We start from the raw sequence: 24,452 nt of genomic DNA on the forward strand, positions 1-24,452 counted from the left end.
AGATCGCGGAGCTGGATGCGTCAGCCCACGGACCTCAATGTGTCACCCCACGGACGTGCGTCAGCCCACGGAGCTCAATGTGTCAGATCGCCCGTGGGCACGCCCACGCCCCTCAGTGCCTGCGCCAGCGCCGCGAGCACCGGGCCGGGTTCGTCTCGCAAATAGAAGTGTCCGCCCGGGAATTGACGTACCGTCACCGGTTGGGTGGTGTGGCTCTGCCAGTCGTCGAGCTGCTTGCGCGAGTGGTCGGCGTCGCCGCCGAGCACGGTGATGGGCACGGGGAGAGGTTCCGCTTCCTGCCAGGTGTACGTCTCCAGGATGCGGTAGTCGTCCCGCAGCGGACCGACGACCAGCTCCCGCAGCTCCGCGCTGTCGAGGACTTCCTGCGGGATGCCGCCGTGGAGCTGCGCGACCCGTTCGATGAGTGCGTCGTCCGACAGCAGGTGCAGCGGGTCCGAGGCGCGCACGTGCCGGTGGTGCGGCGCGGGAAAGCCGGAAAGGATGAGCCGGGCCGGCAGCGGCCGGCCCGCGTCACGCAGGGCGCGCGTGACCTCGTACGCGACGAGGGAGCCCAGGCTGTGCCCGAAGAAGGCGTACGGCTTGTGGCTCAGCGGCACCTCGCGGAGGAACGCGGCGACCAGGTCCTCCATCGACGCGAACATCTCCTGCCCGTACCGCGAGCCGCGGCCCGGCGGGAGTACGGCCCTGAGTTCGGCTTCCGGCATGTCGCGGGCCCAGCGCAGGTATTCCGTGGCCGAACCGCCCGCGTGCGCGAAGCAGTAGAGCGTGGGGGCGCCGGGGCGCGGCTTCCCGGCGACCAGCCAGTTGGGCGACGCGGCAGAGTGCATGGTGCGGGGACCTCCGGTGGAGCGGGCGGGTGGGACGGGCAGCCCCGAAAGCGCGCGGGCCGGGGCGCCTACCGTGCGGCCCCGTGCCGACGAGTCTCGCACCCGTCCCCGAACGCGTGGCCGGTTTTAGCCACCCGGCGGCACGGGCGGACCCGGGTCCCGGTCACGGCCCGGCAGGGCGTGCTGCCCGCGCGGGGGAGCACTGTCTCGGTGGGGGCGTGCTGCCCGGGCGGGGGAGCACCGTCCCGGTGGGGGCGTGCTGCCCGGGCGGGGCGTGTTGCCAGGGCATGGTGGTGAGGCACGGGCGTGGCCACCGGGCGGTCGGGGCGGGCCGGGCAGGGTGGTGCGGGGCACGGGCGTGACCACCGGGCGGACGGGGAGTCGGGGCGGGCCGGGGGACGCCTTAAGATCGGTCACCTCATGACTGCAACTCTCGTCGCCAAGGACCTCGCCGCCGGCCACGGCGACCGCACCCTGTTCGCCGGGCTCGACCTGGTGGTCGCCCCCGGTGACGTCATCGGCCTCGTCGGACCCAACGGAGCCGGCAAATCCTCGCTGCTGCGCCTGCTCGCCGGGCTCGACGCCCCCGAGGAGGGCGAGCTGCGGCTCTCGCCGCCCGGTGCGAGCGTCGGCCACCTTCCGCAGGAGCCCGACCGGCGCCCCGGTGAGACGATCCGCGCCTTCCTCGCGCGGCGCACCGGCGTCGCCGCGGCCCAGGAAACGATGGACGCCGCGACGCAGGCGCTGGTCGACGGGGCGCCCGGCGCCGATGACGCCTACGCCGACAGTCTGGAGCGCTGGCTCGCGCTCGGCGGCGCCGACCTGGACGAACGCGCCGAGGAGGTCGCCGCCTCGCTCGGTCTGACCACCGGCCTCGACCAGCCGATGACCGCGCTCTCCGGCGGCCAGGCCGCCCGCGCCGGACTCGCTTCGCTGCTCCTGTCCCGCTACGACGTCTTCCTGCTCGACGAGCCGACCAATGACCTCGACCTGGACGGCCTTGAACGGCTCGAAGCCTTCGTGAAGGGTCTGCGGGCCGGAACGGTCGTCGTCAGCCACGACCGCGAGTTCCTTGCCCGCACCGTCACCAAGGTCCTCGAACTCGACCTCGCCCAGCAGCAGATCAACCTGTACGGCGGCGGCTACGAGGCCTACCTCGAAGAGCGCGACACCGCGCGACGGCACGCGCGTGACGACTACGAGGAGTACGCCGACAAGCGCTCCGCCCTCGAAGGCCGCGCCCAGATGCAGCGCTCCTGGATGGACAAGGGCGTCAAGAACGCCCGCCGCAAGGCCACCGACAGCGACAAGCTCGGAAAGAAGTTCCGCAGCGAGTCCAGCGAGAAGCAAGCCTCCAAGGCGCGCCAGACCCAGCGCATGATCGAGCGCCTTGACGTGGTGGAGGAGCCCCGCAAGGAGTGGGAGCTGCGGATGGAGATCGCCTCCGCGCCCCGTTCCGGCGCTGTCGTGGCCTCCCTGCGGGACGCCGAGGTGCACCGCGAGGCCTTCACGTTCGGGCCGGTCTCGCTCCAGATCGACTGGGCGGACCGCGTCGCCATCACCGGCGCCAACGGTTCCGGCAAGTCCACCCTGCTGGCCGCTCTCCTCGGACGGCTTCCGCTGGACGCGGGCCATGCCACGCTCGGCTCGGGGGTCGTGGTCGGCGAGGTCGACCAGGCGCGCGGACTGTTCCTCGGGGACGATGCGCTGCTGGACGCGTTCTGCGCGGCGGTCCCCGACACGGAGCCCGCCGAGGTCCGCACCCTGCTCGCCAAGTTCGGCCTCAAGGCGCACCATGTGCTGCGCCCGGCCGGTTCGCTCTCGCCGGGCGAGCGCACTCGGGCGGCCCTCGCCCTGCTCCAGGGCCGTGGCGTCAACCTGCTCGTGCTCGACGAGCCGACCAACCACCTGGACCTGCCCGCGATCGAGCAGTTGGAGTCCGCGCTCGACTCGTACACCGGCACGCTGCTCCTGGTCACCCACGACCGCCGCATGCTGGACGCGGTGCACACGACTCGGCGCCTGGAAGTCGCGGACGGAAAGCTGATCGAGCACTGACCGAGCACTGACCGAACACTGACAAAGAGCTGACAAAGAGCCGACCGAGCGCTGACCGAGCGCACGCGCCGCTGACGGTGCGGGGTTCCGGGGCACGGGTCGCTCGCCAGGAGGCGTACGGTCCGCGCCCCGGGACACCGGGCGAACCGTCGACTCAGCGGCCGCCGCGGCCCTTCGGGTCGACAAGCCCCGCCTTGCGCAGGGCGTCCGCCATGGCGCTGTTCGCCGGGGCCGGCGCCGAGCTGCGGCCCTGGCCGCCACTCTGGCGGCCGCCGTCACGGCCTTCGCCGCCGCCCGTGCGACGCGGCTGACCCTGGCCCTGTCCCTGGCCCTGTCGCTGCCGCGGAGGACGTCCGCCGCTGGGACCCTGCCCGTTCTGGCCCTGCCCGTTCTGGCCCTGCCCGTTCTGGTTCTGGCCGCCCCGCTCGCCCCGCTCCCGGCGGGGCGCGCCGCCCGGCGCCGAGGCGTCGTCGTCGAGGCGCAGGGTCAGCGAGATCCGCTTGCGCGGCACGTCGATGTCAAGGACCTTCACCTTGACGATGTCGCCCGGCTTCACCACGTCGCGCGGGTCCTTCACGAATGTCTTCGACAGCGCCGAGACATGGGCGAGCCCGTCCTGGTGCACGCCGATGTCGATGAACGCGCCGAACGCGGCGACATTGGTGACGACGCCCTCCAGGACCATCCCGGACTCCAGGTCGCCGATCTTCTCGACGCCCTCCTTGAAGGTGGCCGTCTTGAACGCCGGACGCGGGTCGCGGCCCGGCTTTTCCAGCTCGCGCAGGATGTCGGTGACCGTGGGCAGACCGAACGTCTCGTCCACGTAGTCGTCGGGCCGCAGCGAGCGGATCACCGAGGTGTTGCCGATGAGGGAGGCGACCTCGCTTCCGGCCGTCTTCACCATCCGCCGCACCACCGGGTACGCCTCGGGGTGCACGCTGGAGGCGTCCAGCGGGTCCTCGCCGTTGCGGATCCGCAGGAAGCCCGCGCACTGCTCGTACGCCTTGGGTCCGAGCCGCGCCACGTCCTTCAGCGCCCTGCGGGAACGGAAGGGGCCGTTGCTGTCGCGGTGCGCCACGATGTTCTCGGCGAGGGTCGAGCCGATGCCGGACACCCGCGAAAGCAGCGGTGCCGAGGCGGTGTTGACGTCGACGCCCACACCGTTCACACAGTCCTCGACCACCGCGTCGAGCGAGCGCGACAGCTTCACCTCGGACAGATCGTGCTGGTACTGGCCCACCCCGATCGACTTCGGGTCGATCTTCACGAGCTCGGCGAGCGGATCCTGGAGACGCCGGGCGATGGAGACCGCGCCGCGCAGGGACACGTCCATGTCGGGGAACTCCTGCGAGGCGAACGCCGAAGCCGAGTACACCGACGCGCCGGCCTCCGACACCATCACCTTGGCGAGGTTCAACTCCGGGTGCTGGGCGATGAGTTCACCCGCGAGCTTGTCCGTCTCGCGGGAGGCCGTGCCATTGCCGATGGCGATCAGCTCGACCGCGTGCTCCGTGCAGAGCCCGGCCAGCTTCGCCAGCGCCTGGTCCCACTTGTTCGCCGGGACGTGCGGGTGGATGACGTCGGTGGCCACGACCTTGCCCGTCGCGTCCACGACGGCCACCTTGACGCCCGTGCGGAAGCCGGGGTCGAGGCCGAGGGTGGCGCGCGTGCCCGCCGGGGCGGCGAGCAGCAGGTCGCGCAGGTTGGAGGCGAAGACGCGGACCGCCTCGTCCTCGGCTGCCGTACGCAGTCGCAGCCGCAGGTCGATGCCGAGGTGCACCAGGATCCGGGTGCGCCAGGCCCAACGCACCGTCTCGCCCAGCCACTTGTCGCCGGGCCGTCCGCGGTCGGCGACGCCGAAGCGGCGGGCCACCATGTTCTCGTACGTGGAGGGGCCGGGCGCCTGCGAGGGCTCCTCGGGCTCCAGGACGAGGTCGAGGACGTCCTCCTTCTCGCCGCGCAGCATGGCGAGCACCCGGTGCGAGGGCAGCGCGGTGAACGGCTCGGTGAAGTCGAAGTAGTCGGCGAACTTGGCGCCGGCCTCCTCCTTGCCGGCGCGGACCTTCGCCGCGAGCCGGCCCTTGGTCCACATCCGCTCGCGCAGCTCGCCGATCAGGTCGGCGTCCTCCGAGAACCGCTCGGCGAGGATGGCGCGGGCGCCTTCGAGTGCGGCGGCCGGATCGGCGACGCCCTTGTCGCTGTCCACATACGCGGCGGCCGCAACGAGCGGGTCCACCGACGGATCGCCGAGCAGGCCGTCGGCGAGCGGTTCGAGACCTGCCTCGCGCGCGATCTGCGCCTTGGTGCGGCGCTTGGGCTTGAAGGGCAGATAGATGTCCTCCAGGCGGGCCTTGGTGTCGGCTCCCCGGATCTGGGCTTCGAGGGCGTCGGTGAGCTTGCCCTGTTCGCGTACCGACTCCAGGACGGCCGCGCGCCGGTCTTCCAGCTCCCGCAGATAGCGCAGGCGTTCCTCAAGGGTGCGCAGCTGGGCGTCGTCCAGCATCTCGGTCGCTTCCTTGCGGTAGCGCGCGATGAAGGGGACGGTGGACCCGCCGTCGAGCAGCTCGACGGCGGCTTTCACCTGCCGCTCCCGTACGCCGAGTTCTTCGGCGATCCTGCCTTCGATGGACGTCGTCACGTTGCCGTACCGCCTTCTCGCTGAGCTTGAGGCGCCATTGTGGCAGGCGGCGCCGACAATCGGCGATCAGCCCTTGCCGACGAGGTCGGCCGGAAACCCGCCCGCCAGGGCGGCCGTCGTCAGGAATTCCCTGGCGAGTTCGGTGAGCCGGGCCACGCCCTGGTCGCCGAGGTGTTCGTAAGGGGCGAGGTCGAGCCGGTCGGTGCGGTTTTCGAGCTCGGCGCGCAGGGCCACGCCGGCCTCGGTCAACTCGCCCTCGGCGTCGAGCAGTCCGCGCTCACGCAGCCGTCCGGCGGCCGCGTCCCAGTCCGACTCCTGCCAGCCGCGCGTGGCGATCACCCAGCGCGGCGCCATGCCCTTGCCCGTCGCGGTGTGGCTGACCAGGGCCTCCAGCGGGTCGAGGCCGAGGTCGAGCAGGGCCGTGAGGTGGCCGTCGCCGCGGTGTTCGCGCAGCAGCGTCGCCGCGTGCCAGTAGGCCAGGTGAGGCTGTTCGGGCACGGGCAGGTCGGCGTGCGCGGCGTACAGGGGGCGGGCGTGCCGGGTGCAGCCCTCGGCGGCGCGCAGGGCGAGCTCGGCCGCCTGCGCCATCTCGTCGGAGGCGATCGTCTTCTCGCCGAGCAGCCGGCGCAGCGTGCTGTCGACGGCGCGCAGGCGTGCGGCCAGGACGGCCTCGGGGGAGGCCGTGCGCCACACCGCGGGCAGGTGCCGGGCGATCAGGGCGTGGTTGAAGTTGTAGAAGGCGGCCGCCACGACACCCGGCCCCACGGCCCCCATCGCGGCCGCGCGCCCGGCGAAGTAGGCGGCGGAGCGGTCCTCGATGCCGAGGGCGGCGAGTTCCCCGGTGAGGTCGGGCGAGAAGTAGATCGTGGAGTGCAACGCGTTGACGGGGTTGTGGCAGCGGCGTGCGGCCTGCGGCGCGAGAGGGCTCATGACCAGAACGTTACCGACTGGTCGGTACGTCGTGAAGGGGTGGGCCGTATCCGTTGCCGATGGCAGGAAAGGTGGGATTCTCGTCATTGCGGCCATCGGGTGCGGGGCCAAGGATGGGGGCATGACGCAGCGCTCCGTCCTGGTCGTCCTCTTCGACGGCGTTCAGAGTCTCGATGTGACGGGACCCGCCGAGGTGTTCGCCGGGGCCGGCCGCGTCCTGGGGGACCGGGGCGCCTACCGGCTGCGCTTCGCCTCCCTGGACGGCGCGCCGGTCACCTCGCACAGCGGCCTGCGCCTCATGGCCGACGCCGCACTCGCGGACGCAGGACAGCCGGACGTGCTGCTCGTGCCGGGCGGCGACGGCGCCCATCACCCCGCGCCCGGCCTCGTCGACTGGCTGCGGGTCAACGGCCCGCGCGCCGAACGGCTGGTGTCCGTGTGCACCGGCTCGCTGCTCCTGGCCGAGGCGGGACTCCTGGACGGACACCGGGCCACCACGCACTGGGCGGCCTGCGACACGATGGCGGACCGCTACCCCGCGGTGCGGGTCGAAGCGGACCCGATCTTCGTGCGGGACGGCCGAATCGCCACCTCCGCCGGGGTCACCGCGGGAATCGACCTCGCGCTTGCGTTGGTCGAGGAGGACCACGGCAGGGACGCCGCGCTGGCCGTCGCCCGCATCCTGGTGGTGTTCCTGCGCCGCCCGGGCAACCAGGCCCAGTTCAGCGCCCAGCTCGCCGCGCAGACGGCCCGCCGGGAACCCCTGCGCGAACTCCAGCAGTGGATCACCGAGCATCCGGACGACGATCTCTGTGTGGAGGCCCTGGCCCGGCGCGCCAGACTTTCGCCGCGCCACTTCGCGCGTGCCTTCCACGCCGAAACCGGCACCACGCCCGGCCGCTACGTCGAGCGGGTCCGTCTGGAACACGCCCGGCGTCTTCTGGAGGAGACCTTGGACGGGGTGCGCGAGGTCTCACGGGCGGCCGGATACGGCACCCCCGAGGCGATGCGGCGCGCCTTCGTCAAGACCCTGGGCGCCGCCCCTGCCGAGTACCGGCGCCGCTTCCGCCCCGCCTCCGCCTGACTCCCGCGCGCGCAATCGCGCAGGGAAGCGCGGACGGCCGCTGACCCCGGAGCCGCCGCCGAGCGCCGCCCCTGCCCCCGCACCTTCCGCCGCTCTCTCGATGAAGGGCACCCATGCTGATCGCCGTCGTCCTGTACCCCGGCTTCACCGCGCTGGACGCGGTGGGCCCGTACGAGGCCCTGAGCCGGCTCCCCGGCGCCGAGAGCGTGTTCGTCGCCGAGCAGGCGGGTCCGGTGCGCAACGACAACGGCAGCCTGAGCCTGGTGGCGGAGAAGCCCTTCGCCCATGTGCTGCGGCCCGACATCGTGGTGGTGCCGGGCGGCCCGCCCGGCGCGGTCGAACCGCATCTGCGCGGCGGGCCGCTCCTCGACTGGCTGCGCACCGCCGACGTCGCCTCCACCTGGACCGCCTCGGTGGGCACCGGCTCCCTGCTGCTCGGCGCGGCGGGCCTCCTGAAGGGACGCCGCGCGACCTCGCACTGGCTCGCCCTGGACCAGCTCGCCGCGTTCGGCGTGAGCGCGAGTGAGCAGCGGGTCGTCGTCGACCGCAAGTACGTCACCGCGGCCGGAGTCTCGGCCGGCATCGACATGGGGCTCACCCTGCTCGGGGCGATCGCAGGGGACCGTTACGCCCAGGCCGTCCAGCTGCTCATGGCGTACGACCCGCAACCGCCCTACGACGCGGGCTCGCCGCACAAGGCGCCCGCCGACCTGGTGGAGCAGTTCAGGTCGAACGGATTCCCCCGGGACTGAGGTGCCAGGTGAAGCGAGGGGGCCGGCGTTCCAGGAAGGCGGCGATCCCCTCCGCCGGGTCGGCGCTGGCGCGCTCACGCTCCGCCCAGTGGTGGTCCCGGTCGTCCCTGCCGTCGGCGAATTCCTTGGCGGCCGCCTGCGTGAGCTGCGAACGCGACACCAGGACGCGGGTGAACTCCCGCACCCGCACGCCCAGTTGGCCCGACGGCAGCACCTCGTCCACGAGCCCGGTGCGCAGTGCCCGTTCGCTGTCGATCAACTCGCCCGAGAACAACAGGTACTTGGCGGTTGCGGGGCCCACCAGGCAGGCCAGGCGCCGGGTGGAGGACGCCGGATAGACGATGCCGAGTTTCGCGGGTGTCACGCCGAACAGCGCGCCCTCCTGCGCGAACCGCAGATCGCAGGCGGCCGCGAGCTGACTTCCGCCGCCCACGCAGTGGCCGCGCACCGCGGCGAGCGTCGGTTTCGGGAAGGCCGCGAGCGCTTCCTCGGCCCCCACCGCGAGCGCCCTCGGGTCCTCGCCGGGCTCGCGCAGCGAGGAGATGTCCGCGCCCGCGCAGAACGTGTCCCCGGCTCCGGTGAGCACCAGTGCCCGTACGTCCGGATCGGCGGCCAGCTCGTCGAGCAGCGGGGGCAGCGCCCGCCACATCGCGCACGTCATCGCATTGCGCTTGGCGGGGTTGCTGATCACGACGGTCGCGACGCCCTCGGCCAGGCTCTGCTGTAGCTGCGGCTGCATGGGCCGGATGCTATCCGGGCACCCGCTCCCTATGATCGCAAGGGGGGTCGCACGCGGATCGTGAGGAGACGCTGATGGCCGGACCCAGGCGGAACGCCGAACGTGAGGACGGCAGGCACGATGCCGGGCGCGAAGGCAGAAGGCTGAGCCGGAGCTTTGGTCTGCTCGCCCTGCTCGGCGCGATTTTGGTCGTGGCCGGTCTCGTGGGCCTCGGCTACACCGAGTTCGCCACCCTCACCACCATGCTGCTCTTCGGCTGGCTGCTGCTCATCGGCGGCATCGTCGGTCTCGCGCACGCGATCCAGTCGCGCGGCTCCGGATTCTTCTGGCTCGCCGTCGTGGTCGCCGCGCTGAACCTGGCCGCGGGCGTCGTCATCGTCCGCCGCCCCGAGGGCAGCGCCGAAGCGCTCACGATGTTCGCCGCCCTGCTGTTCCTGACCGGTGGGGTCTTCCGGCTCGCGGGCAGCGTGGTGGTGCGCGGGCCGCAGTTCGGCTGGACGCTGGTGCAGGGGGCGTTCGGGGTGCTCCTGGGCGTCCTGGTGCTTGCGAGCTGGCCGAGCAACAGCAGGTACGTGATCGGCTGCTTCTTCTCGCTCGCCCTTCTGTTCGACGGGCTGGGTCTGATCGCCATCGGGGTGGGCGGGCGCAGAATCGTCACTCTCGTGAGTGACGCGGTGGCCGCGCCCGAGGCCGCGAAGCGCACACCTCCGATGTCTCCGACACCCCCGCAAGCCATGGCAAAGCCCTCAGATGGTGATCAGAACCCGACGCAACGATGACTTTCTCTGGCGCGACACGTCAAAAAACGCCGATAGATGCTGACTTCTGTTCAGTCGGCCGGTCCTGACCCGCGCACTCCGGACACTCATCAGCAGTGGACGTGCCGTCGAGCCGCAAGGGTGGGTGCCGGAACATGGAGATCCGCGGGGGCCTCCCGCCCGAACCCGCCGCTCCGGCCAGAGGGCAGTCGTACGAAGGCGTGTGGCGCTTCACCGCTCCCGCCGTCGACGTCTCCGTCCCGCAGGCCCGGCACGCGGTGCGCGACCTGCTGCGGCGCCAGGGCGTACCGGCCCACGACGACCTCGTCCAGGGCCTGCTCCTGATCGTCTCGGAGCTGGTCACCAACGCGGTCCGGCACGCGGCACTGCTCTCGCCGCAGGTCGCGGTCGAGGTGGCCATCGGGGCGGAGTGGATCCGGGTGTCCGTGGAGGACAACCACCCCTACCGGCCCAAGGCCCTGGAGGCGGACTACGGCCAGACCGGCGGCCGAGGGCTGCTCCTGGTCCGCGAGATCACCGAGGAGGCCGGCGGGGTGTGCGACGTCGAGCAGACCGCGAACGGCGGAAAGATCGTGTGGGCCGCTCTCCCGCTGGCCCCCCTGCCGGGGATCACCAGCCCGCGCCGGGCCCCGTGAGCTCCTTGATCGCGGGCCGCGCCGCGTCCAGCACCGTCATGAACCACGCCGAGAACGGGACGCGCGCGTGCTGCTCGGCCAGCTCGCCCGGCGTCACGAACGCGGTCTCGTCGATCTCCTCCGGGTCGGGCCGCAGCGCCGACGACTGTGCCAGTCCCACGAACAGGTGGTTGTACTCCTGCTCCACCAGACCCGACGCCGGGTCCGGGTGGTTGTAGCGCACCGTGCCCGCCTCGGCGAGCAGCGTCGGCGCGATGCCCAGCTCCTCGTACGTGCGCCGGGCGGCCGCGGCGAACGGGGACTCGCCGGGATAGGGGTGTCCGCAGCAGGTGTTGGACCACACGCCGGGGGAGTGGTACTTGCCGAGCGCCCGGCGCTGGAGCAGCAGCCGGCCCGAGGCGTCGAAGAGGAAGACGGAGAACGCCCGGTGCAGCTGCCCGGGCGCCTGGTGCGCGGAGAGCTTCTCCGCGGTTCCGATGGTGTTGCCGCTCTCGTCGACGAGTTCGAGCATGATGTCCGGTGCGGCGCCCGTGGTCCCGGTCGACGAGTTGTTCGCCGTGGTGGCTGGTGTGCTCGGCATAACCATCCTTCGCTTCGGTCCTCGGCTGCCCAGTCTGCCGTACGAAGACGGTGTGTCCGCCATTGGCCGGCATCCGCATGTCCTGCCCCGCACGGCGGCCCGGGAACCGTCCGGCGTCAGTGGCAGAGCCTCGCCTCGTGCTCGGCGTGGCCGCCAGGCTCCAGCTGGAAGGTGCAGTGCTCCACGTCGAAGTGATCGCCCAGGCACCCCTGCAACTCGTGCAGCAGCTTCTCGTGCCCCACCGAGTCCAGGACCTCCTGGCTGACCACCACGTGCGCCGAGAGCACGGGCATGCCCGAGGTGATCGTCCAGGCGTGGAGGTCGTGCACGTCCTCGACGCCCGGAAGGTCCACGATGTGGGAGCGCACCTGAGCCATGTCGACCCCCGGGGGAGCCGATTCGAGGAGCACGTTCAGGGTCTCGCGCAGCAGCTTGACGGTCCTCGGCACGATCATCAGGCCGATCACCAGGGAGGCGATCGGGTCGGCCGCCTGCCAGCCGGTGCCCATGATGACCAGGCCGGCCACCACCACGGCCCCCGAGCCGAGCGCGTCGGAGAGCACTTCGAGGAAGGCGCCGCGCACGTTCAGGCTCTCCTGCTGCCCCTTCATCAGAAGGCAGAGCGAGACCGAGTTCGCGACCAGGCCGATCAGGCCGAAGACGACGGCGGTGCCACCCGCCGTGCCGGCCGGCTCGATGAACCGCGTGACCGCCTCGTACAGGATGCAGCCGCCCACCCCGAGCAGCAGCATGCAGTTGACGAGCGCGGCCAGGATCTCGGCGCGGGCGTACCCGTAGGTGCGGTTGCCCCCGGCCGGACGGTTGGCGAAGTGGATGGCGAGCAGCGCCATCGCCAGGCCGAGACCGTCCGTCGCCATGTGCGCCGCATCCGCGACGAGCGCGAGGGAGTCCGCCAGGAGACCGCCGACGATCTCCACGGCCATCACGGTCAGTGTGATGGCGAGCGCGATCCGCAGCCGTCCCCGGTAGGCGGCCGCCGCGGTGCCCGTCGGCGGCGGTCCGCCGTGTGTGTGTCCGTGGTCGTGCCCAGCCCCCATGGAAGGCCCTCCCAGATCCGTCGCGCTGCATGTGCATGCCGATGTACGAGGGGCCAGTGAACTACGCGCGCGGGGCGGGGGCAACACGGGACTGAACACCGTTGTCATGTGCTCTGACCTGCGGAAATGCTGGCAGGTCAGAGCCTTGCAGGAATTCCTGTGCCGGACCCGCCGTGCGGTCCGCCCGCCGGGCCTTCTGCCCGCCGCCCGCAGGCGGTTTGTGGGCGGCGCCCTTGATCGACCATGATGATCGCGGCCTCCCGTCCACGGGAGCTGCCGGGCCCCATCGGGCGTGAACGGCCAGTGAATTCCCGCTTCCGTGCATCCGATAGCCTCTGCCGACGTGCCGCCCGCCCCCGTGCCGGGCCGGGCCGTTGGACTTCAGCCATGTCAGTCGCAAGGAGTGAATTCGTCTGTCGACCGCCATCCTTACCGGCCCGCCGGTGCCCGGATCGCAGCTCGGACCCGATCTGCGCGCGCTGGGTTTCGAGGTACAGAACGCCTTCCTCCCCGACGACCTGCCCCGCCTGCTCGCCGAGGTGCCGGCCGGTGAGCGCGTCGCCCTGGTCGACCCGCGCTTCCTGGGCCACGTCCACGCGCTGCGCCTGGCGCTGACCGACCCCCGCTTCCCCGCGGCCTCGGTGGCCGGGGCTCTCACCGTCCAGGCCGAGGCCCGCCCCGCGCTCACCCGGGCCCTGGCCCACGGCGCTCCCGCGCCCGCGACACCGGTGTGCACGGCCTCCGTGCTCACCGACGACATCGCCGCGGCCATCGAGACCGACGGCGTAGCGGTGCACCACCCCGAACTCGGCTCACTGGTGGCGACCGTTCCCGCGGACGAGGCCGCCGCCGCGGAGGCGGCGCGGGCCGTCGCCGCGGTCGACGACGAGGCCGTACGCCTGCGCAACGCCGTCAAGTCCCGCGACGGCTTCTTCACCACCCACTTCATCAGCCCCTACTCGCGCTACCTCGCGCGCTGGTGCGCCCGCCGGCAACTGACCCCCAACCAGGTCACCACCGCCTCGCTGATCACCGCCCTGATCGCGGCCGGCTGCGCGGCGACCGGGACCCGCGGCGGCTACATCGCGGCCGGAGCGCTGCTGATCCTCTCCTTCGTCCTGGACTGCACCGACGGGCAGCTCGCCCGCTACTCGCTCCAGTACTCGACGATGGGCGCCTGGCTCGACGCCACGTTCGACCGGGCCAAGGAGTACGCCTACTACGCGGGCCTCGCCCTCGGGGCCGCCCGGGGCGGCGACGACGTATGGGCGCTCGCGCTCGGCGCGATGGTGCTCCAGACCTGCCGGCACGTCGTGGACTTCTCCTACAACGAGGCCCATGTCGTGGGGACCGACGCCACCACGAACACCAGCCCCACCGCCGCCCTCTCCGACCGGCTCGACTCGGTCGGCTGGACGGTCTGGGTGCGCCGCATGATCGTGCTGCCGATCGGCGAGCGCTGGGCGATGATCGCCGTGCTCACCGCCGTCACCACGCCCCGCATCGTCTTCTACGCGCTGCTCATCGGCTGCGCCTTCGCCGCCTGCTACACCACCGCCGGCCGTGTCCTGCGTTCCCTGACCCGCCGCGCCACCCGCACCGACCGGGCAGCCCGCGCGCTGGCCGAGCTCGCCGACAGCGGACCCCTGGCGCAGCTGATCGCGGCGAAGGCGCCGCGGATCCCGGGCGCCCCCGTGGTCGCGGCCGTCGGCGCCGCCGCCCTGATCGCCACCGCCCTGACCCAGCCGGTCGGCAGCCGCCAGATGATCATCGCGGCCGTCTTCTACGCGATCCTGTCCGGCCTCGCCGTGGCCGCCCCCCTCAAGGGCGCCCTCGACTGGCTCGCACCGCCACTCTTCCGGGTGGCCGAGTACTGCACCGTGCTGGTCCTCGCGGCCCGCTCGGACGTGGACGGGGCCCTTCCCGCGGCCTTCGGGCTCGTGTCCGCGGTCGCCTACCATCACTACGACACCGTCTACCGCATCAAGGGCGGCTCGGGCGCGCCCCCGGCGTGGCTGGTGCGGGTGATCGGCGGCCACGAGGGCCGCACGCTCGTGGTGGCGGTGCTCGCCGCCGTCCTCGCCACGCGGGGCACAGACTTCACCCTGGCGCTCACCGCCCTCGCGGCGGCCGTCGCGCTCGTGGTGCTCGTGGAGTCCATCCGGTTCTGGGTGTCCTCCGGAGCACCAGCCGTACATGACGAAGGAGAGACAGCATGATTGGCCTTGTTCTGGCAGCCGGTGCCGGACGGCGTCTGCGCCCCTACACCGACACGCTCCCGAAGGCCCTCGTGCCTGTCGACGGTGACACCACCGTCCTGGACATCGCGCTGAAGAACTTCGCCGAGGTCGGCCTCACCGAGGTCGCCGTCGTCGTGGGCTACCGCAAGGAAGCCGTGTACGCCCGCAAGGAGGCCCTTGAGGCCGCGTACGGCGTCACGATCACGCTGATCGACAACGACAAGGCCGAGGAGTGGAACAACGCCTACTCCCTGTGGTGCGCCCGTGACGTCCTCAAGCGCGGTGTGATCCTCGCCAACGGCGACACCGTGCACCCCGTCTCCGTCGAGAAGACCCTGCTGGCCGCGCGCGGCGAGGGCCGGAGGATCATCCTCGCCCTCGACACGGTGAAGTCCCTCGCCGACGAGGAGATGAAGGTCATCACCGCCGAGGGCAAGGGTGTCCAGCGCATCACCAAGCTGATGGACCCGGCGAGCGCCACCGGCGAGTACATCGGCGTCACGCTCATCGAGGCCGAGGCCGCCGAAGAGCTCGCCGACGCCCTGAAGGCCACCTTCGAGCGCGACCCCGACCTCTACTACGAGGACGGCTACCAGGAGCTCGTCAACCGCGGCTTCACGGTGGACGTCGCCCCCATCGGCGAGGTCTCGTGGGTCGAGATCGACAACCACGACGACCTGGCGAAGGGCCGTGAGATCGCGTGCCAGTACTGACGCGGCTGATCCCCTCACCCGTCGTCGTCGACATCCGCCGCGGTGCCCTGGACGACCTCGCCGTCGTCCTCGCCGATCAGCGGATCTCCGCCAACGGCAACCTGGCGATCGCGGTCAGCGGGGGATCGGGACAGAAGCTGCGCGAGCAGTTCGCCCCGCTCCTGCCGGGCGCAGAGTGGTACGCGGTCGACGGCGGCACCATCGACGCGGCGGTCACCCTCGCCGACCAGATGCGCGGCAAGCGCTACGACGCGGTCGTGGCGCTCGGCGGCGGGAAGATCATCGACGTGACCAAGTACGCGGCGGCCCGGGTCGGGCTTCCGATGGTCGCGGTCGCCACGAACCTCTCGCACGACGGCATCTGCTCGCCGATCTCCACGCTCGACAACGACAACGGGCGCGGCTCCTACGGGGTGCCGACCCCGCTGGCGATCCTCATCGACCTGGACGTGATCCGGGAGGCGCCCGCGCGCTTCGTGCGCTCGGGCATCGGTGACGCGATCTCCAACCTGTCCGCCATCGCGGACTGGGAGCTCTCGCACCGCGAGACCGGCGAGCACGTCGACGGCCTGGCCGCCGCCATGGCGCGCAGCGCCGGCGAGGCGGTCCTGCGCCACCCCGGCACCGTCGGCGACGACGACTTCCTCGTCACGCTCTCCGAGGGCCTGGTGATGTCCGGGATCGCCATGTCGATCAGCGGCGACAGTCGGCCCTCCTCCGGCGCCTGCCACGAGATCAGCCACGCCTTCGACCTGCTCTTCCCGCAGCGCGCCGCCAGCCACGGCGAGCAGTGCGGTCTGGGTGCCGCGTTCGCGATGCACCTGCGCGGCGCGAAGGACGCGTCCGCCCTCATGGCCGAGGTGCTGCGCAGGCACGCCCTGCCGGTGACGACCGAGGAGATCGGCTTCAGCGTGGACGAGTTCGTCCAGGCCGTCGAGTTCGCCCCGCAGACCCGCCCCGGCCGCTACACCATCCTGGAACACCTCGACCTGTCCACCGATCAGATCAGGGACGCGTACGCCGACTATGCCAAGACCATCCGTAGCTGAACTCCGCCCGGTCGTGCACCCGGCGGGCGTCAAGGACCGGGTCAGCGGAGAGCACTGGGGCGGCCGCCTGTACATGCGCGAGATCTCGTTGCGCATCACCCGCCGCCTGGTCACCACGAAGGTCACGCCGAACCAGCTGACCTACCTGATGACGCTCAGCGGTGTCCTCGCCGCGCCGGCCCTGCTGGTGCCGGGCGTCTGGGGCGCCGTCCTCGGTGTCATCGCCGTCCAGGGCTACCTGCTGCTCGACTGCGTCGACGGCGAAGTGGCCCGCTGGAAGAAGCAGTTCTCGCTGTCCGGCGTCTACCTGGACCGGGTCGGCGCCTATCTGTGCGACGCGGCTGTCCTGGTCGGCTTCGGCCTGCGCGCCGCCGATCTGTGGGGCCCCGGCCGCATCGACTGGCTGTGGGCCTTCCTCGGCACGCTCGCCGCGCTCGGCGCGATCCTGATCAAGGCCGAGACCGACCTCGTCGGCGTCGCCCGCCACCAGGCGGGGCTGCCCCAGGTCAAGGACGCGGCCGCCACGCCGCGCTCCTTGGGCATGGCGCTCGCCCGCAGGGCCGCGGCCGCGCTGAAGTTCCACCGGCTCGTCCTCGGCATCGAGGCGTCGCTGCTGATCCTGGTCCTCGCGATCGTGGACCAGGTACGGGGCGACCTGTACTTCTCGCGCCTGGGCGTCGCGGTGCTCGCCGGCATCGCGCTCCTCCAGACGCTGCTGCACCTCGTGTCCGTCCTGGCCTCCAGCAGGCTGAAGTGAGCGCCCCGATGAAGGTCGGCGCGGTCGTCATCACCATGGGCAACCGGCCCGCCGAACTGCGCGCGCTGCTCGCATCGGTGGCGAAGCAGGACGGCGACCGGGTCGAGGTCGTGGTCGTCGGCAACGGCGCCCCGGTCCCCGACGTCCCCGACGGCGTACGCACCGTGGAGCTGCCGGAGAACCTGGGCATTCCCGGCGGGCGCAACGTCGGCATCGAGGCGTTCGGTCCCTCGGGCGCCGAGATGGACGTGCTGCTCTTCCTCGACGACGACGGCTCGCTGCCCAACGCGGACACCGCCGAACTGTGCCGGCAGGCCTTCGCGCAGGACCCGGAGCTCGGCATCATCAGCTTCCGGATCGCCGACCCCGAGACGGGCGCCACCCAGCGCCGCCACGTGCCGAGGCTGCGCGCCGCCGACCCGTTGCGTTCCTCGCGCGTGACGACCTTCCTCGGTGGCGCCAACGCCGTGCGCACCCAGGTGTTCGCCGAGGTCGGCGCGCTGCCCGAGGAGTTCTTCTACGCCCATGAGGAGACCGACCTCGCCTGGCGGGCACTCGACGCCGGCTGGATGATCGACTACCGCGCGGACATGGTCCTGCACCACCCGACGACCGCCCCGTCCCGGCACGCGGTCTACCACCGGATGGTGGCCCGCAACCGGGTCTGGCTGGCCCGGCGCAATCTGCCGGCCCCGCTCGTCCCGGTCTACCTCGGCGTCTGGCTGCTCCTGACCCTGGCCCGCAAGCCCTCGGGTCCGGCGCTCAAGGCCTGGTTCGGCGGCTTCAAGGAGGGCTGGTCGACGCCCTGCGGACCCCGCCGCCCCATGAAGTGGCGTACGGTCTTCAAGCTCACCCGGCTGGGCCGTCCCCCCGTCATCTGAGAGCCGGCTCCGCGACCATCGGGCGTACTTCTTGAACACGAAAGTTTCCACTTGTGAGTGACACAACCCTGTCCCCGGCGGACCTCGCCGCCAAGCACGGGCTGTCGGTGAGCGGCGCCCGTCCCGGGCTCACCGCTTACATCAAGCAGCTGTGGGGCCGGCGCCACTTCATCCTGTCGTTCTCGTCGGCCAAGCTGACCGCCCAGTACAGCGAGGCGAAACTCGGCCAGATCTGGCAGGTGGCGACGCCCCTGCTGAACGCGCTGGTCTACTACTTCATCTTCGGCGTGCTCATGGGGACGAGGAAGGGCATCCCCAACGATGTCTTCATCCCGTTCCTGGTGACCGGCGTGTTCCTGTTCACCTTCACGCAGAACTCGCTGATGGCCGGCGTACGGGCGATCTCCGGCAACCTGGGCCTGGTGCGCGCCCTGCACTTCCCGCGCGCCTCGCTGCCGATCTCGTTCGCGCTCCAGCAGCTCCAGCAGCTGCTCTTCTCGATGATCGTCCTGATGATCGTGGTGGTCGCCTCCGGCTTCGCGCCGGGCATGACGTGGATCCTGATCGTCCCGGTGCTGGCGTTGCAGTTCGTCTTCAACACCGGTCTGGCGCTGATCTTCGCCCGGCTCGGCGCCAAGACGCCCGACCTCGCGCAGCTGATGCCGTTCATCATGCGGACCTGGATGTATTCGTCCGGCGTGATGTTCAGCATCACCGCCGTACTCAAGGACAAGCCGGGCTGGCTGAAGGACGTCCTGCAGGTCAACCCCGCCGCGATCTACATGGATCTGGCGCGTTACTCCCTGCTGGACGGTTACGGCGGCGGGTCCCTGCCCCCGCACGTCTGGGTCCTGGCGGTCGGCTGGGCCGTCGTCGTGGGCGCCCTGGGATTCGTGTACTTCTGGAAGGCGGAGGAGCGGTATGGCCGTGGCTGAGGACATCAAGGACCGCGTGGCGGTCGAGGACGCGCGCATTCCCACCGTGATCTGCGACGACGTGCACATCGTGTACACCGTCAACGGTGGCGGCGGCGGGCGGGGCAGTGCGACGGCCGCGCTGAGCCGCATCGTCAAGAAGGACAAGACCGGCGGCGCCTCGCGCGGCATGCGCCGGGTGCACGCGGTCAAGGGCGTGTCGTTCACCGCGTACCGCGGCGAGGCGATCGGCCTGATCGGCTCCAACGGCTCGGGCAAGTCGACGCTGCTGCGGGCCATCGCCGGCCTGCTGCCGCCGGAGAGCGGGCGCGTCTACACCGACGGGCAGCCCTCGCTGCTCGGCGTGAACGCGGCGCTGATGAACGACCTCACCGGCGAGCGCAACGTCATCCTCGGCGGCCTGGCCATGGGCATGTCGCGCGAGGAGGTCAAGGAGCGCTACGAGGAGATCGTCGACTTCTCCGGCATCAACGACAAGGGCGACTTCATCTCCCTGCCGATGCGGACGTACTCCTCCGGCATGGCGGCCCGGCTGCGGTTCTCCATCGCCGCGGCCAAGGACCACGACGTTCTCATGATCGACGAGGCGCTTGCCACCGGTGACCGCCAGTTCCAGATCCGCTCCGAGGCGCGGATCCGCGAACTGCGCAAGCACGCGGGAACGGTCTTCCTCGTGAGCCACAGCATCGGTTCGATCCGGGACACCTGCGACCGCGTGCTGTGGCTTGAGCGTGGCGAACTGCTCATGGACGGGCCGACCGACGAGGTCGTCAAGGCGTACCAGAACGAGTCGGGCCGCTGACGGCCACTCACCCCCGGCGGTCCGCACACCCGAAGCCCCTGTCGATCAACCCCGGCAGGGGCTTGTGCGTCCTATGGTGTGGTCGGACACTCCGCGCGGCGTCCGGACGGTCAAGATCCCGTCAAGTTGCCAGTGTGCGGGGAAGGTTGGGCCTGTTGGGAGTGTTCTTGTAACGCTCGCAACACCCCGGCGCGTCGGCGGCCGTTGTACAACGTAAGCTGTACCGGTGCTGATTCGCCGCAAGTGGGGTGATACGCCCCGGGCTCCCGGCGTGACGGGCCATCCCGTCCGGGGAGGTCAGGCGGCGTGTCCGAAATAGGATGTTTTGGGTCGGCGGTGTAGAACGGGAGATGTGACGGCCATGGCTACGGAAGATCTCCAGCTCAAAGGGACGGCCGCCGTTCCCGCCCCGGGCGGCACCCGGTGACCCCAGTCCGGGACGTGCGCACCGGAGCCGCATCACGCGCCACGCTCGACAAGGCCGCGGACGAGAACTTTCCGGTGGCCCCCTTCTTCCTGCCGCGCGCCTGGCGCGACGACCTCATGGCCGTGTACGGCTTCGCCCGGCTCGTCGACGACATCGGTGACGGCGACCTCGCTCCCGGCGGCGCCGACGCCCGCCACCTCGGCGTCGGCCCGGCCGACGCGGACGACCGGCTCGTCATGCTCGACGCCTTCGAGGCGGACCTGCGCCGGGTCTTCGACGCGGAGCCCCACCACCCGCTCCTCATGGCGCTCCAGCCCACCGTGCGGCGCTGCGGGCTCACCCCCGAGCCGTTCCTCGGGCTGATCGCGGCCAACCGCCAGGACCAGCGGGTGCGGCGCTACGAGACGTACGAGGACCTGCTCGCCTACTGCGAGCTCTCGGCCAACCCCGTGGGACGCCTCGTCCTCGCCCTCACCGACACCGCGAGCCCGGAGCGGATCCAGCGCTCCGACGCCATCTGCACGGCGCTGCAGATCGTCGAACACCTCCAGGACGTGAAGGAGGACCTCGGCCGTGACCGGATCTACCTGCCGGCCCAGGACATGGCACGTTTCCACGTCACACCGGCCGATCTGGCCGCCCCGCGCGGCAGCGCATCGGTGCGTGCCCTGGTCGCGTTCGAAGCGGAACGCGCCGGGTCGTTGCTGAATGAAGGCACCCCCCTGGTGGGTAGCGTCCACGGCAGACTCAAGCTGCTGCTGGCCGGATTCGTGGCCGGAGGACGTGCCGCGCTCGACGCGGTCGCTGCCGCCGGCCACGACGTACTCCCGGGGGCGCCCAAGCCCACCAAGGCAAGGCTGATGCGCGAGGTGGGAGCCGTCTTGCGAAGAGCGCGTAGAGAGGGGTGAGCCGGACAGTGGAGGCACAGGCACCCGTGTCCGCACCGGTACAGGCCGCATACAGCTACTGCGAGGCCGTGACCGGGCAGCAGGCGCGCAATTTCGCGTACGGCATCAGGCTGCTGCCGGCCGACAAGCGGCAGGCCATGTCCGCGCTGTACGCGTTCTCGCGCCGGGTCGACGACATCGGCGACGGGACGCTGGCCAAGGACGCCAAGGAGACGCGCCTTGAGGAGACCCGGGCGCTGCTCGGGCGTGTGCGCGACGGCGCGGTCGACGAGGACGACACCGACCCGGTCGCGGTGGCGCTCGCGGACGCGGCGCGCCGCTTCCCGATCCCGCTCGGCGGACTCGACGAACTCATCGACGGCGTCCTGATGGACGTCCACGGCGAGACCTACGAGACCTGGGACGACCTCAAGACGTACTGCCGGTGCGTCGCCGGCGCCATCGGACGGCTCTCGCTCGGCGTGTTCGGTACGCAGCCCGGCGCGCCGGGCAGCGAGCGCGCCGCCGAGTACGCCGACACGCTGGGCCTCGCCCTCCAACTCACCAACATCCTCAGGGACGTTCGTGAGGACGCCGGCAACGGGCGGACCTATCTGCCCTCCGACGACCTCGCCAAGTTCGGCTGCTCGACGGGTTTCAACGGGCCCCAGCCGCCGCCCGGTTCCGACTTCGCCGGCCTCGTCCACTTCGAAGTGCGGCGCGCCCGCGCCCTGTTCGCCGAGGGATACCGGCTGCTGCCCATGCTGGACCGGCGCAGCGGTGCCTGCGTCGCGGCCATGGCCGGCATCTACCGGCGGCTGCTCGACCGCATCGAGCGCGACCCCGAAGCGGTGCTGCGCGGCCGGGTCTCGCTGCCCGGCCGCGAGAAGGCGTACGTCGCGGTACGCGGCCTGTCGGGGCTCGACACGCGCAACGTCTCCCGGCAGACCGCCAGGAGGCGCGCCTGATGCACCACGCGCACCTGGACGAAGGGCCGAAGAGCATGACGCGGGCCCTGTGTGCCTCCACCGGCCGCTTCGCGGCGCCCTGGACCGCGCCGGCCCGCCGTGCGCACCACACCGGCACGCCGACGCGGGAGGGCGACGCATGACGAACGCGCGGCCCCAGCGCGCCGTGGTGATCGGCGGCGGTCTCGCCGGCATCACATCGGCGCTCGAACTCGCCGACGCGGGCGTCGAGGTGACCTTGGTCGAGGGCCGGCCGAGGCTCGGCGGACTCGCGTTCTCCTTCCGCAGGGGCGAGCTCACCGTGGACAACGGCCAGCACGTCTACCTGCGCTGCTGCACCGCCTACCGGTGGTTCCTCGATCGGGTGGGCGGGGCGGAACTGGCCCCGGTCCAGGCCCGGTTGGACGTCCCCGTCCTCGACGTCGCACACCCCGGTGGCCCCCGGCTCGGCCGGCTGCGCCGCGACCCGCTGCCCGTGCCCCTGCACCTGGCGCGCAGCCTCGCGACCTATCCGCACCTCTCGCTCGCCGAGCGGGCCTCCGTCGGGCGCGCCGCCCTCGCGCTCGGCCGCCTCGACCCGGACGACCCGGCTCTGGACGGCGTGGACTTCGCCACCTGGCTCAGCCGGCACGGCCAGTCCGACCGCACCATCGAGGCGCTGTGGGACCTGGTGGGCGTGGCGACGCTGAACGCCACCGCGCCGCACGCCTCCCTGGGGCTCGCCGCCAAGGTCTTCAAGACCGGCCTGCTCTCCGAGCCGGGCGCCGCCGACATCGGCTGGGCCCGCGTGCCGCTCGGCGAACTGCACGACACCCTGGCCCGCAAGGCGCTCGACAACGCGGGAGTGCGCACCGAGACGCGGACCAAGGCCGAGTCCGTCTCCCGTACGGACGACGGCGGCTGGCAGGTCCGGGTGAGCGGCGAGACGCTGGACGCCGACGCCGTCGTGCTCGCCGTGCCCCAGAAGGAGACGTACGACCTGCTGCCCGACGGCGCACTCGACAACCCGGGCAGGCTGCTCGACATCGGGACCGCTCCGATCCTCAACGTGCACGTCGTCTACGACCGCAAGGTGCTGCGACAGCCCTTCTTCGCCGCGCTCGGCACCCCCGTGCAGTGGGTCTTCGACCGTACGGACTCCTCGGGGCTCACGGGCCGGGGGCAGTATCTGGCCATCTCGCAGTCCGACGCGGGGGACGAGATCGAGCTGCCCGTGGCCGAACTGCGCGCGCGTTACGTGCCCGAGCTGGAAAAGCTGTTGCCCGCGGCGCGCGGCGCGGACATCCTCGACTTCTTCGTCACCCGGGAGCGGACAGCGACGTTCGCCCCCACCCCCGGCGTCGGACGGCTGCGGCCGCCGGCGCGGACCCGCGCGGACGGTCTCTATCTGGCCGGGGCGTGGACCGCGACCGGCTGGCCCGCGACCATGGAAGGCGCCGTGCGCAGCGGATTCAGCGCCGTCGGCGCCGCGCTCGCCGCTCTGGGCCGCCCCCATGTTCATCCGCTTCAGGAGGCGGCATGACTGTTAGCAGTACTGGAACAAGAGGAGAGACTGTGCCGACTGTGCCTTCGGCTTCGGCGAATCCGGCTGTGGACACCGTGGACGTCAACGCCCTGCTGGAGCGGGGGCGCGCGCTGTCGACGCCGGAGCTTCGCGCGGCCGTCGACCGGCTCGCGGCTCCCATGGACACCGTCGCCGCCTACCACTTCGGGTGGATCGACGCGCAGGGCCGCCCCTCGGCCGGCGACGGCGGCAAGGCCGTACGTCCCGCGCTCGCCCTGCTCTCCGCGGAGGCAGCCGGTGCCGCCGCCGAGGTCGGTGTGCCGGGGGCGGTCGCGGTGGAGCTCGTGCACAACTTCTCGCTCCTGCACGACGACCTCATGGACGGCGACGAACAGCGCCGCCACCGGGACACGGTGTGGAAGGTGCACGGCCCGGCGCAGGCGATCCTCGTGGGCGACGCCCTGTTCGCCCTCGCCAACGAGGTCCTGCTGGAGCTCGGCACGGTCGACGCGGGCCGCGCCACGCGCCGGCTCACCACCGCCACGCGCAAGCTGATCGACGGTCAGGCCCAGGACATCTCCTACGAGCACCGCGAGCGGGTCACCGTCGAGGAGTGCCTGGAGATGGAGGGCAACAAGACGGGCGCACTGCTCGCCTGCGCCGTCTCCATCGGCGCGGTCCTCGGCGGCGCGGACGACAGGACGGCCGACGTCCTTGAGGCGTACGGCTATCACCTCGGCCTCGCCTTCCAGGCCGTCGACGACCTGCTCGGCATCTGGGGCGACCCGGACGCCACGGGCAAGCAGACCTGGAGCGACCTGCGCCAGCGCAAGAAGTCGTTGCCGGTCGTCGCCGCGCTCGCCGCGGGCGGCACGGCCTCCACACGGCTCGGTGAACTGCTCGCCGCCGACGCCAAGAGCAATGACTTCGACAGCTTCTCCGAGGCGGAGTTCGCCACCCGTGCGGCTCTGATCGAGGAGGCCGGCGGCCGCGAATGGACCTCGCAGGAGGCCCGCAGGCAGCACACCATCGCCATCGACGCACTCGGCGCCGTCGACATGCCCGAAATCGTCCGCGCGCAGCTCACCGCGCTGGCGGACTTCGTCGTCGTACGAAAGAGATGATCACCATTCCCATATGACTCGCAGTCGCCGGAAGGGCCCGGGCAACCGGGCTCGCTCCGACGGA

The 24,452-nt window shown here is 71.7% G+C and carries 23 protein-coding genes; 17 read left to right on the forward strand and 6 right to left on the reverse strand.

What is annotated here, in order from left to right:
- Window positions 1–74: 74 nt before the first annotated feature.
- On the reverse strand, window positions 75–848 hold the full coding sequence (locus tag ACGFW5_RS05835; protein ID WP_393832927.1) for a thioesterase II family protein: 774 nt from the start codon (window positions 846–848) through the stop codon (window positions 75–77).
- A gap of 420 nt (window positions 849–1,268) precedes the next feature.
- Here ACGFW5_RS05835 and ACGFW5_RS05840 point away from each other — a divergent pair, with 420 nt between their 5' ends.
- A complete protein-coding gene (locus tag ACGFW5_RS05840; protein WP_393832928.1) occupies window positions 1,269–2,906 on the forward strand; it encodes an ABC-F family ATP-binding cassette domain-containing protein in 1,638 nt (545 codons plus the stop codon).
- Window positions 2,907–3,060: 154 nt separating this feature from the next.
- On the opposite strand, the gene ACGFW5_RS05845 is transcribed toward ACGFW5_RS05840, so the two are convergent.
- Entirely contained in the window at window positions 3,061–5,544 is a 2,484-nt protein-coding gene (locus tag ACGFW5_RS05845; protein ID WP_393832929.1) for a Tex family protein, read from the reverse strand.
- Window positions 5,545–5,610: 66 nt separating this feature from the next.
- On the reverse strand, window positions 5,611–6,474 hold the full coding sequence (locus ACGFW5_RS05850) for a hypothetical protein (RefSeq protein WP_393832930.1): 864 nt from the start codon (window positions 6,472–6,474) through the stop codon (window positions 5,611–5,613).
- A 121-nt stretch (window positions 6,475–6,595) separates the two neighbouring features.
- On the opposite strand from ACGFW5_RS05850, the gene ACGFW5_RS05855 reads away from it, so the two are divergent.
- Together ACGFW5_RS05855 and ACGFW5_RS05860 are read left to right on the forward strand one after the other, a co-directional pair.
- Entirely contained in the window at window positions 6,596–7,558 is a 963-nt protein-coding gene (locus ACGFW5_RS05855; protein WP_393832931.1) for a GlxA family transcriptional regulator, read from the forward strand.
- A gap of 113 nt (window positions 7,559–7,671) precedes the next feature.
- A complete protein-coding gene (locus ACGFW5_RS05860; RefSeq protein ID WP_393832932.1) occupies window positions 7,672–8,310 on the forward strand; it encodes a DJ-1/PfpI family protein in 639 nt (212 codons plus the stop codon).
- On the opposite strand, the gene ACGFW5_RS05865 is transcribed toward ACGFW5_RS05860, so the two are convergent.
- Window positions 8,282–9,049: an enoyl-CoA hydratase/isomerase family protein gene (locus ACGFW5_RS05865; RefSeq protein ID WP_393832933.1), complete on the reverse strand. Its 768-nt coding sequence runs from the start codon at window positions 9,047–9,049 to the stop codon at window positions 8,282–8,284. The genes ACGFW5_RS05860 and ACGFW5_RS05865 overlap by 29 nt on opposite strands.
- Before the next feature lie 74 nt (window positions 9,050–9,123).
- Between ACGFW5_RS05865 and ACGFW5_RS05870 the strand changes: the two genes are divergently transcribed.
- Window positions 9,124–9,828 (forward strand): HdeD family acid-resistance protein, encoded by a 705-nt coding sequence (locus ACGFW5_RS05870; protein ID WP_393832934.1) that lies wholly within the window; start codon window positions 9,124–9,126, stop codon window positions 9,826–9,828.
- A gap of 134 nt (window positions 9,829–9,962) precedes the next feature.
- Window positions 9,963–10,463: an ATP-binding protein gene (locus ACGFW5_RS05875; RefSeq protein WP_393832935.1), complete on the forward strand. Its 501-nt coding sequence runs from the start codon at window positions 9,963–9,965 to the stop codon at window positions 10,461–10,463.
- Here the strand turns inward: ACGFW5_RS05875 and idi are convergent.
- Entirely contained in the window at window positions 10,438–11,043 is a 606-nt protein-coding gene (gene idi / locus ACGFW5_RS05880) for an isopentenyl-diphosphate Delta-isomerase (protein ID WP_393832936.1), read from the reverse strand. The two genes, ACGFW5_RS05875 and idi, sit on opposite strands and share 26 nt — an antisense overlap.
- 116 nt (window positions 11,044–11,159) lie before the next feature.
- Window positions 11,160–12,101 (reverse strand): cation diffusion facilitator family transporter, encoded by a 942-nt coding sequence (locus tag ACGFW5_RS05885; protein ID WP_393832937.1) that lies wholly within the window; start codon window positions 12,099–12,101, stop codon window positions 11,160–11,162.
- A gap of 413 nt (window positions 12,102–12,514) precedes the next feature.
- Between ACGFW5_RS05885 and ACGFW5_RS05890 the strand changes: the two genes are divergently transcribed.
- The 12 genes from ACGFW5_RS05890 to ACGFW5_RS05945 all read left to right on the forward strand — a co-directional run bounded on the left by ACGFW5_RS05890 (window position 12,515) and on the right by ACGFW5_RS05945 (window position 24,388).
- Window positions 12,515–14,320: a DUF5941 domain-containing protein gene (locus tag ACGFW5_RS05890; RefSeq protein WP_393833085.1), complete on the forward strand. Its 1,806-nt coding sequence runs from the start codon at window positions 12,515–12,517 to the stop codon at window positions 14,318–14,320.
- A complete protein-coding gene (locus ACGFW5_RS05895; protein WP_393832938.1) occupies window positions 14,317–15,054 on the forward strand; it encodes a sugar phosphate nucleotidyltransferase in 738 nt (245 codons plus the stop codon). The genes ACGFW5_RS05890 and ACGFW5_RS05895 overlap by 4 nt, the downstream gene beginning before the upstream one ends.
- Entirely contained in the window at window positions 15,042–16,103 is a 1,062-nt protein-coding gene (locus tag ACGFW5_RS05900; RefSeq protein WP_393832939.1) for an iron-containing alcohol dehydrogenase family protein, read from the forward strand. The genes ACGFW5_RS05895 and ACGFW5_RS05900 overlap by 13 nt, the downstream gene beginning before the upstream one ends.
- Entirely contained in the window at window positions 16,081–16,860 is a 780-nt protein-coding gene (locus tag ACGFW5_RS05905) for a CDP-alcohol phosphatidyltransferase family protein (protein WP_393832940.1), read from the forward strand. Before ACGFW5_RS05900 ends, ACGFW5_RS05905 begins: the two co-directional genes overlap by 23 nt.
- The gene (locus tag ACGFW5_RS05910) at window positions 16,857–17,741 is read left to right on the forward strand and encodes a glycosyltransferase family 2 protein (RefSeq protein ID WP_393832941.1); all 885 of its coding nucleotides are present in this window, start codon (window positions 16,857–16,859) and stop codon (window positions 17,739–17,741) included. Before ACGFW5_RS05905 ends, ACGFW5_RS05910 begins: the two co-directional genes overlap by 4 nt.
- Window positions 17,742–17,794: 53 nt before the next feature.
- Complete coding sequence (locus ACGFW5_RS05915) at window positions 17,795–18,676, forward strand: ABC transporter permease (protein WP_393832942.1); 882 nt, start codon at window positions 17,795–17,797, stop codon at window positions 18,674–18,676.
- Window positions 18,663–19,478: an ABC transporter ATP-binding protein gene (locus ACGFW5_RS05920; RefSeq protein WP_393832943.1), complete on the forward strand. Its 816-nt coding sequence runs from the start codon at window positions 18,663–18,665 to the stop codon at window positions 19,476–19,478. The genes ACGFW5_RS05915 and ACGFW5_RS05920 overlap by 14 nt, the downstream gene beginning before the upstream one ends.
- A gap of 441 nt (window positions 19,479–19,919) precedes the next feature.
- Window positions 19,920–20,813, forward strand: coding sequence for a squalene synthase HpnC (gene hpnC / locus ACGFW5_RS05925; protein WP_393832944.1), 894 nt, complete (start codon window positions 19,920–19,922; stop codon window positions 20,811–20,813).
- Window positions 20,810–21,760, forward strand: coding sequence for a presqualene diphosphate synthase HpnD (gene hpnD / locus ACGFW5_RS05930; protein ID WP_393832945.1), 951 nt, complete (start codon window positions 20,810–20,812; stop codon window positions 21,758–21,760). Before hpnC ends, hpnD begins: the two co-directional genes overlap by 4 nt.
- Window positions 21,760–21,903, forward strand: a complete 144-nt coding sequence (locus ACGFW5_RS05935; protein ID WP_393832946.1) for a hypothetical protein — start codon at window positions 21,760–21,762, stop codon at window positions 21,901–21,903. The genes hpnD and ACGFW5_RS05935 overlap by 1 nt, the downstream gene beginning before the upstream one ends.
- Window positions 21,900–23,282, forward strand: a complete 1,383-nt coding sequence (gene hpnE, locus ACGFW5_RS05940) for a hydroxysqualene dehydroxylase HpnE (protein WP_393832947.1) — start codon at window positions 21,900–21,902, stop codon at window positions 23,280–23,282. The genes ACGFW5_RS05935 and hpnE overlap by 4 nt, the downstream gene beginning before the upstream one ends.
- Window positions 23,279–24,388: a polyprenyl synthetase family protein gene (locus ACGFW5_RS05945; protein WP_393832948.1), complete on the forward strand. Its 1,110-nt coding sequence runs from the start codon at window positions 23,279–23,281 to the stop codon at window positions 24,386–24,388. The genes hpnE and ACGFW5_RS05945 overlap by 4 nt, the downstream gene beginning before the upstream one ends.
- Window positions 24,389–24,452 lie beyond the last annotated feature (64 nt).

The organism is Streptomyces sp. NPDC048416 (genome assembly GCF_043200435.1).
GTDB lineage: Bacteria > Actinomycetota > Actinomycetes > Streptomycetales > Streptomycetaceae > Streptomyces.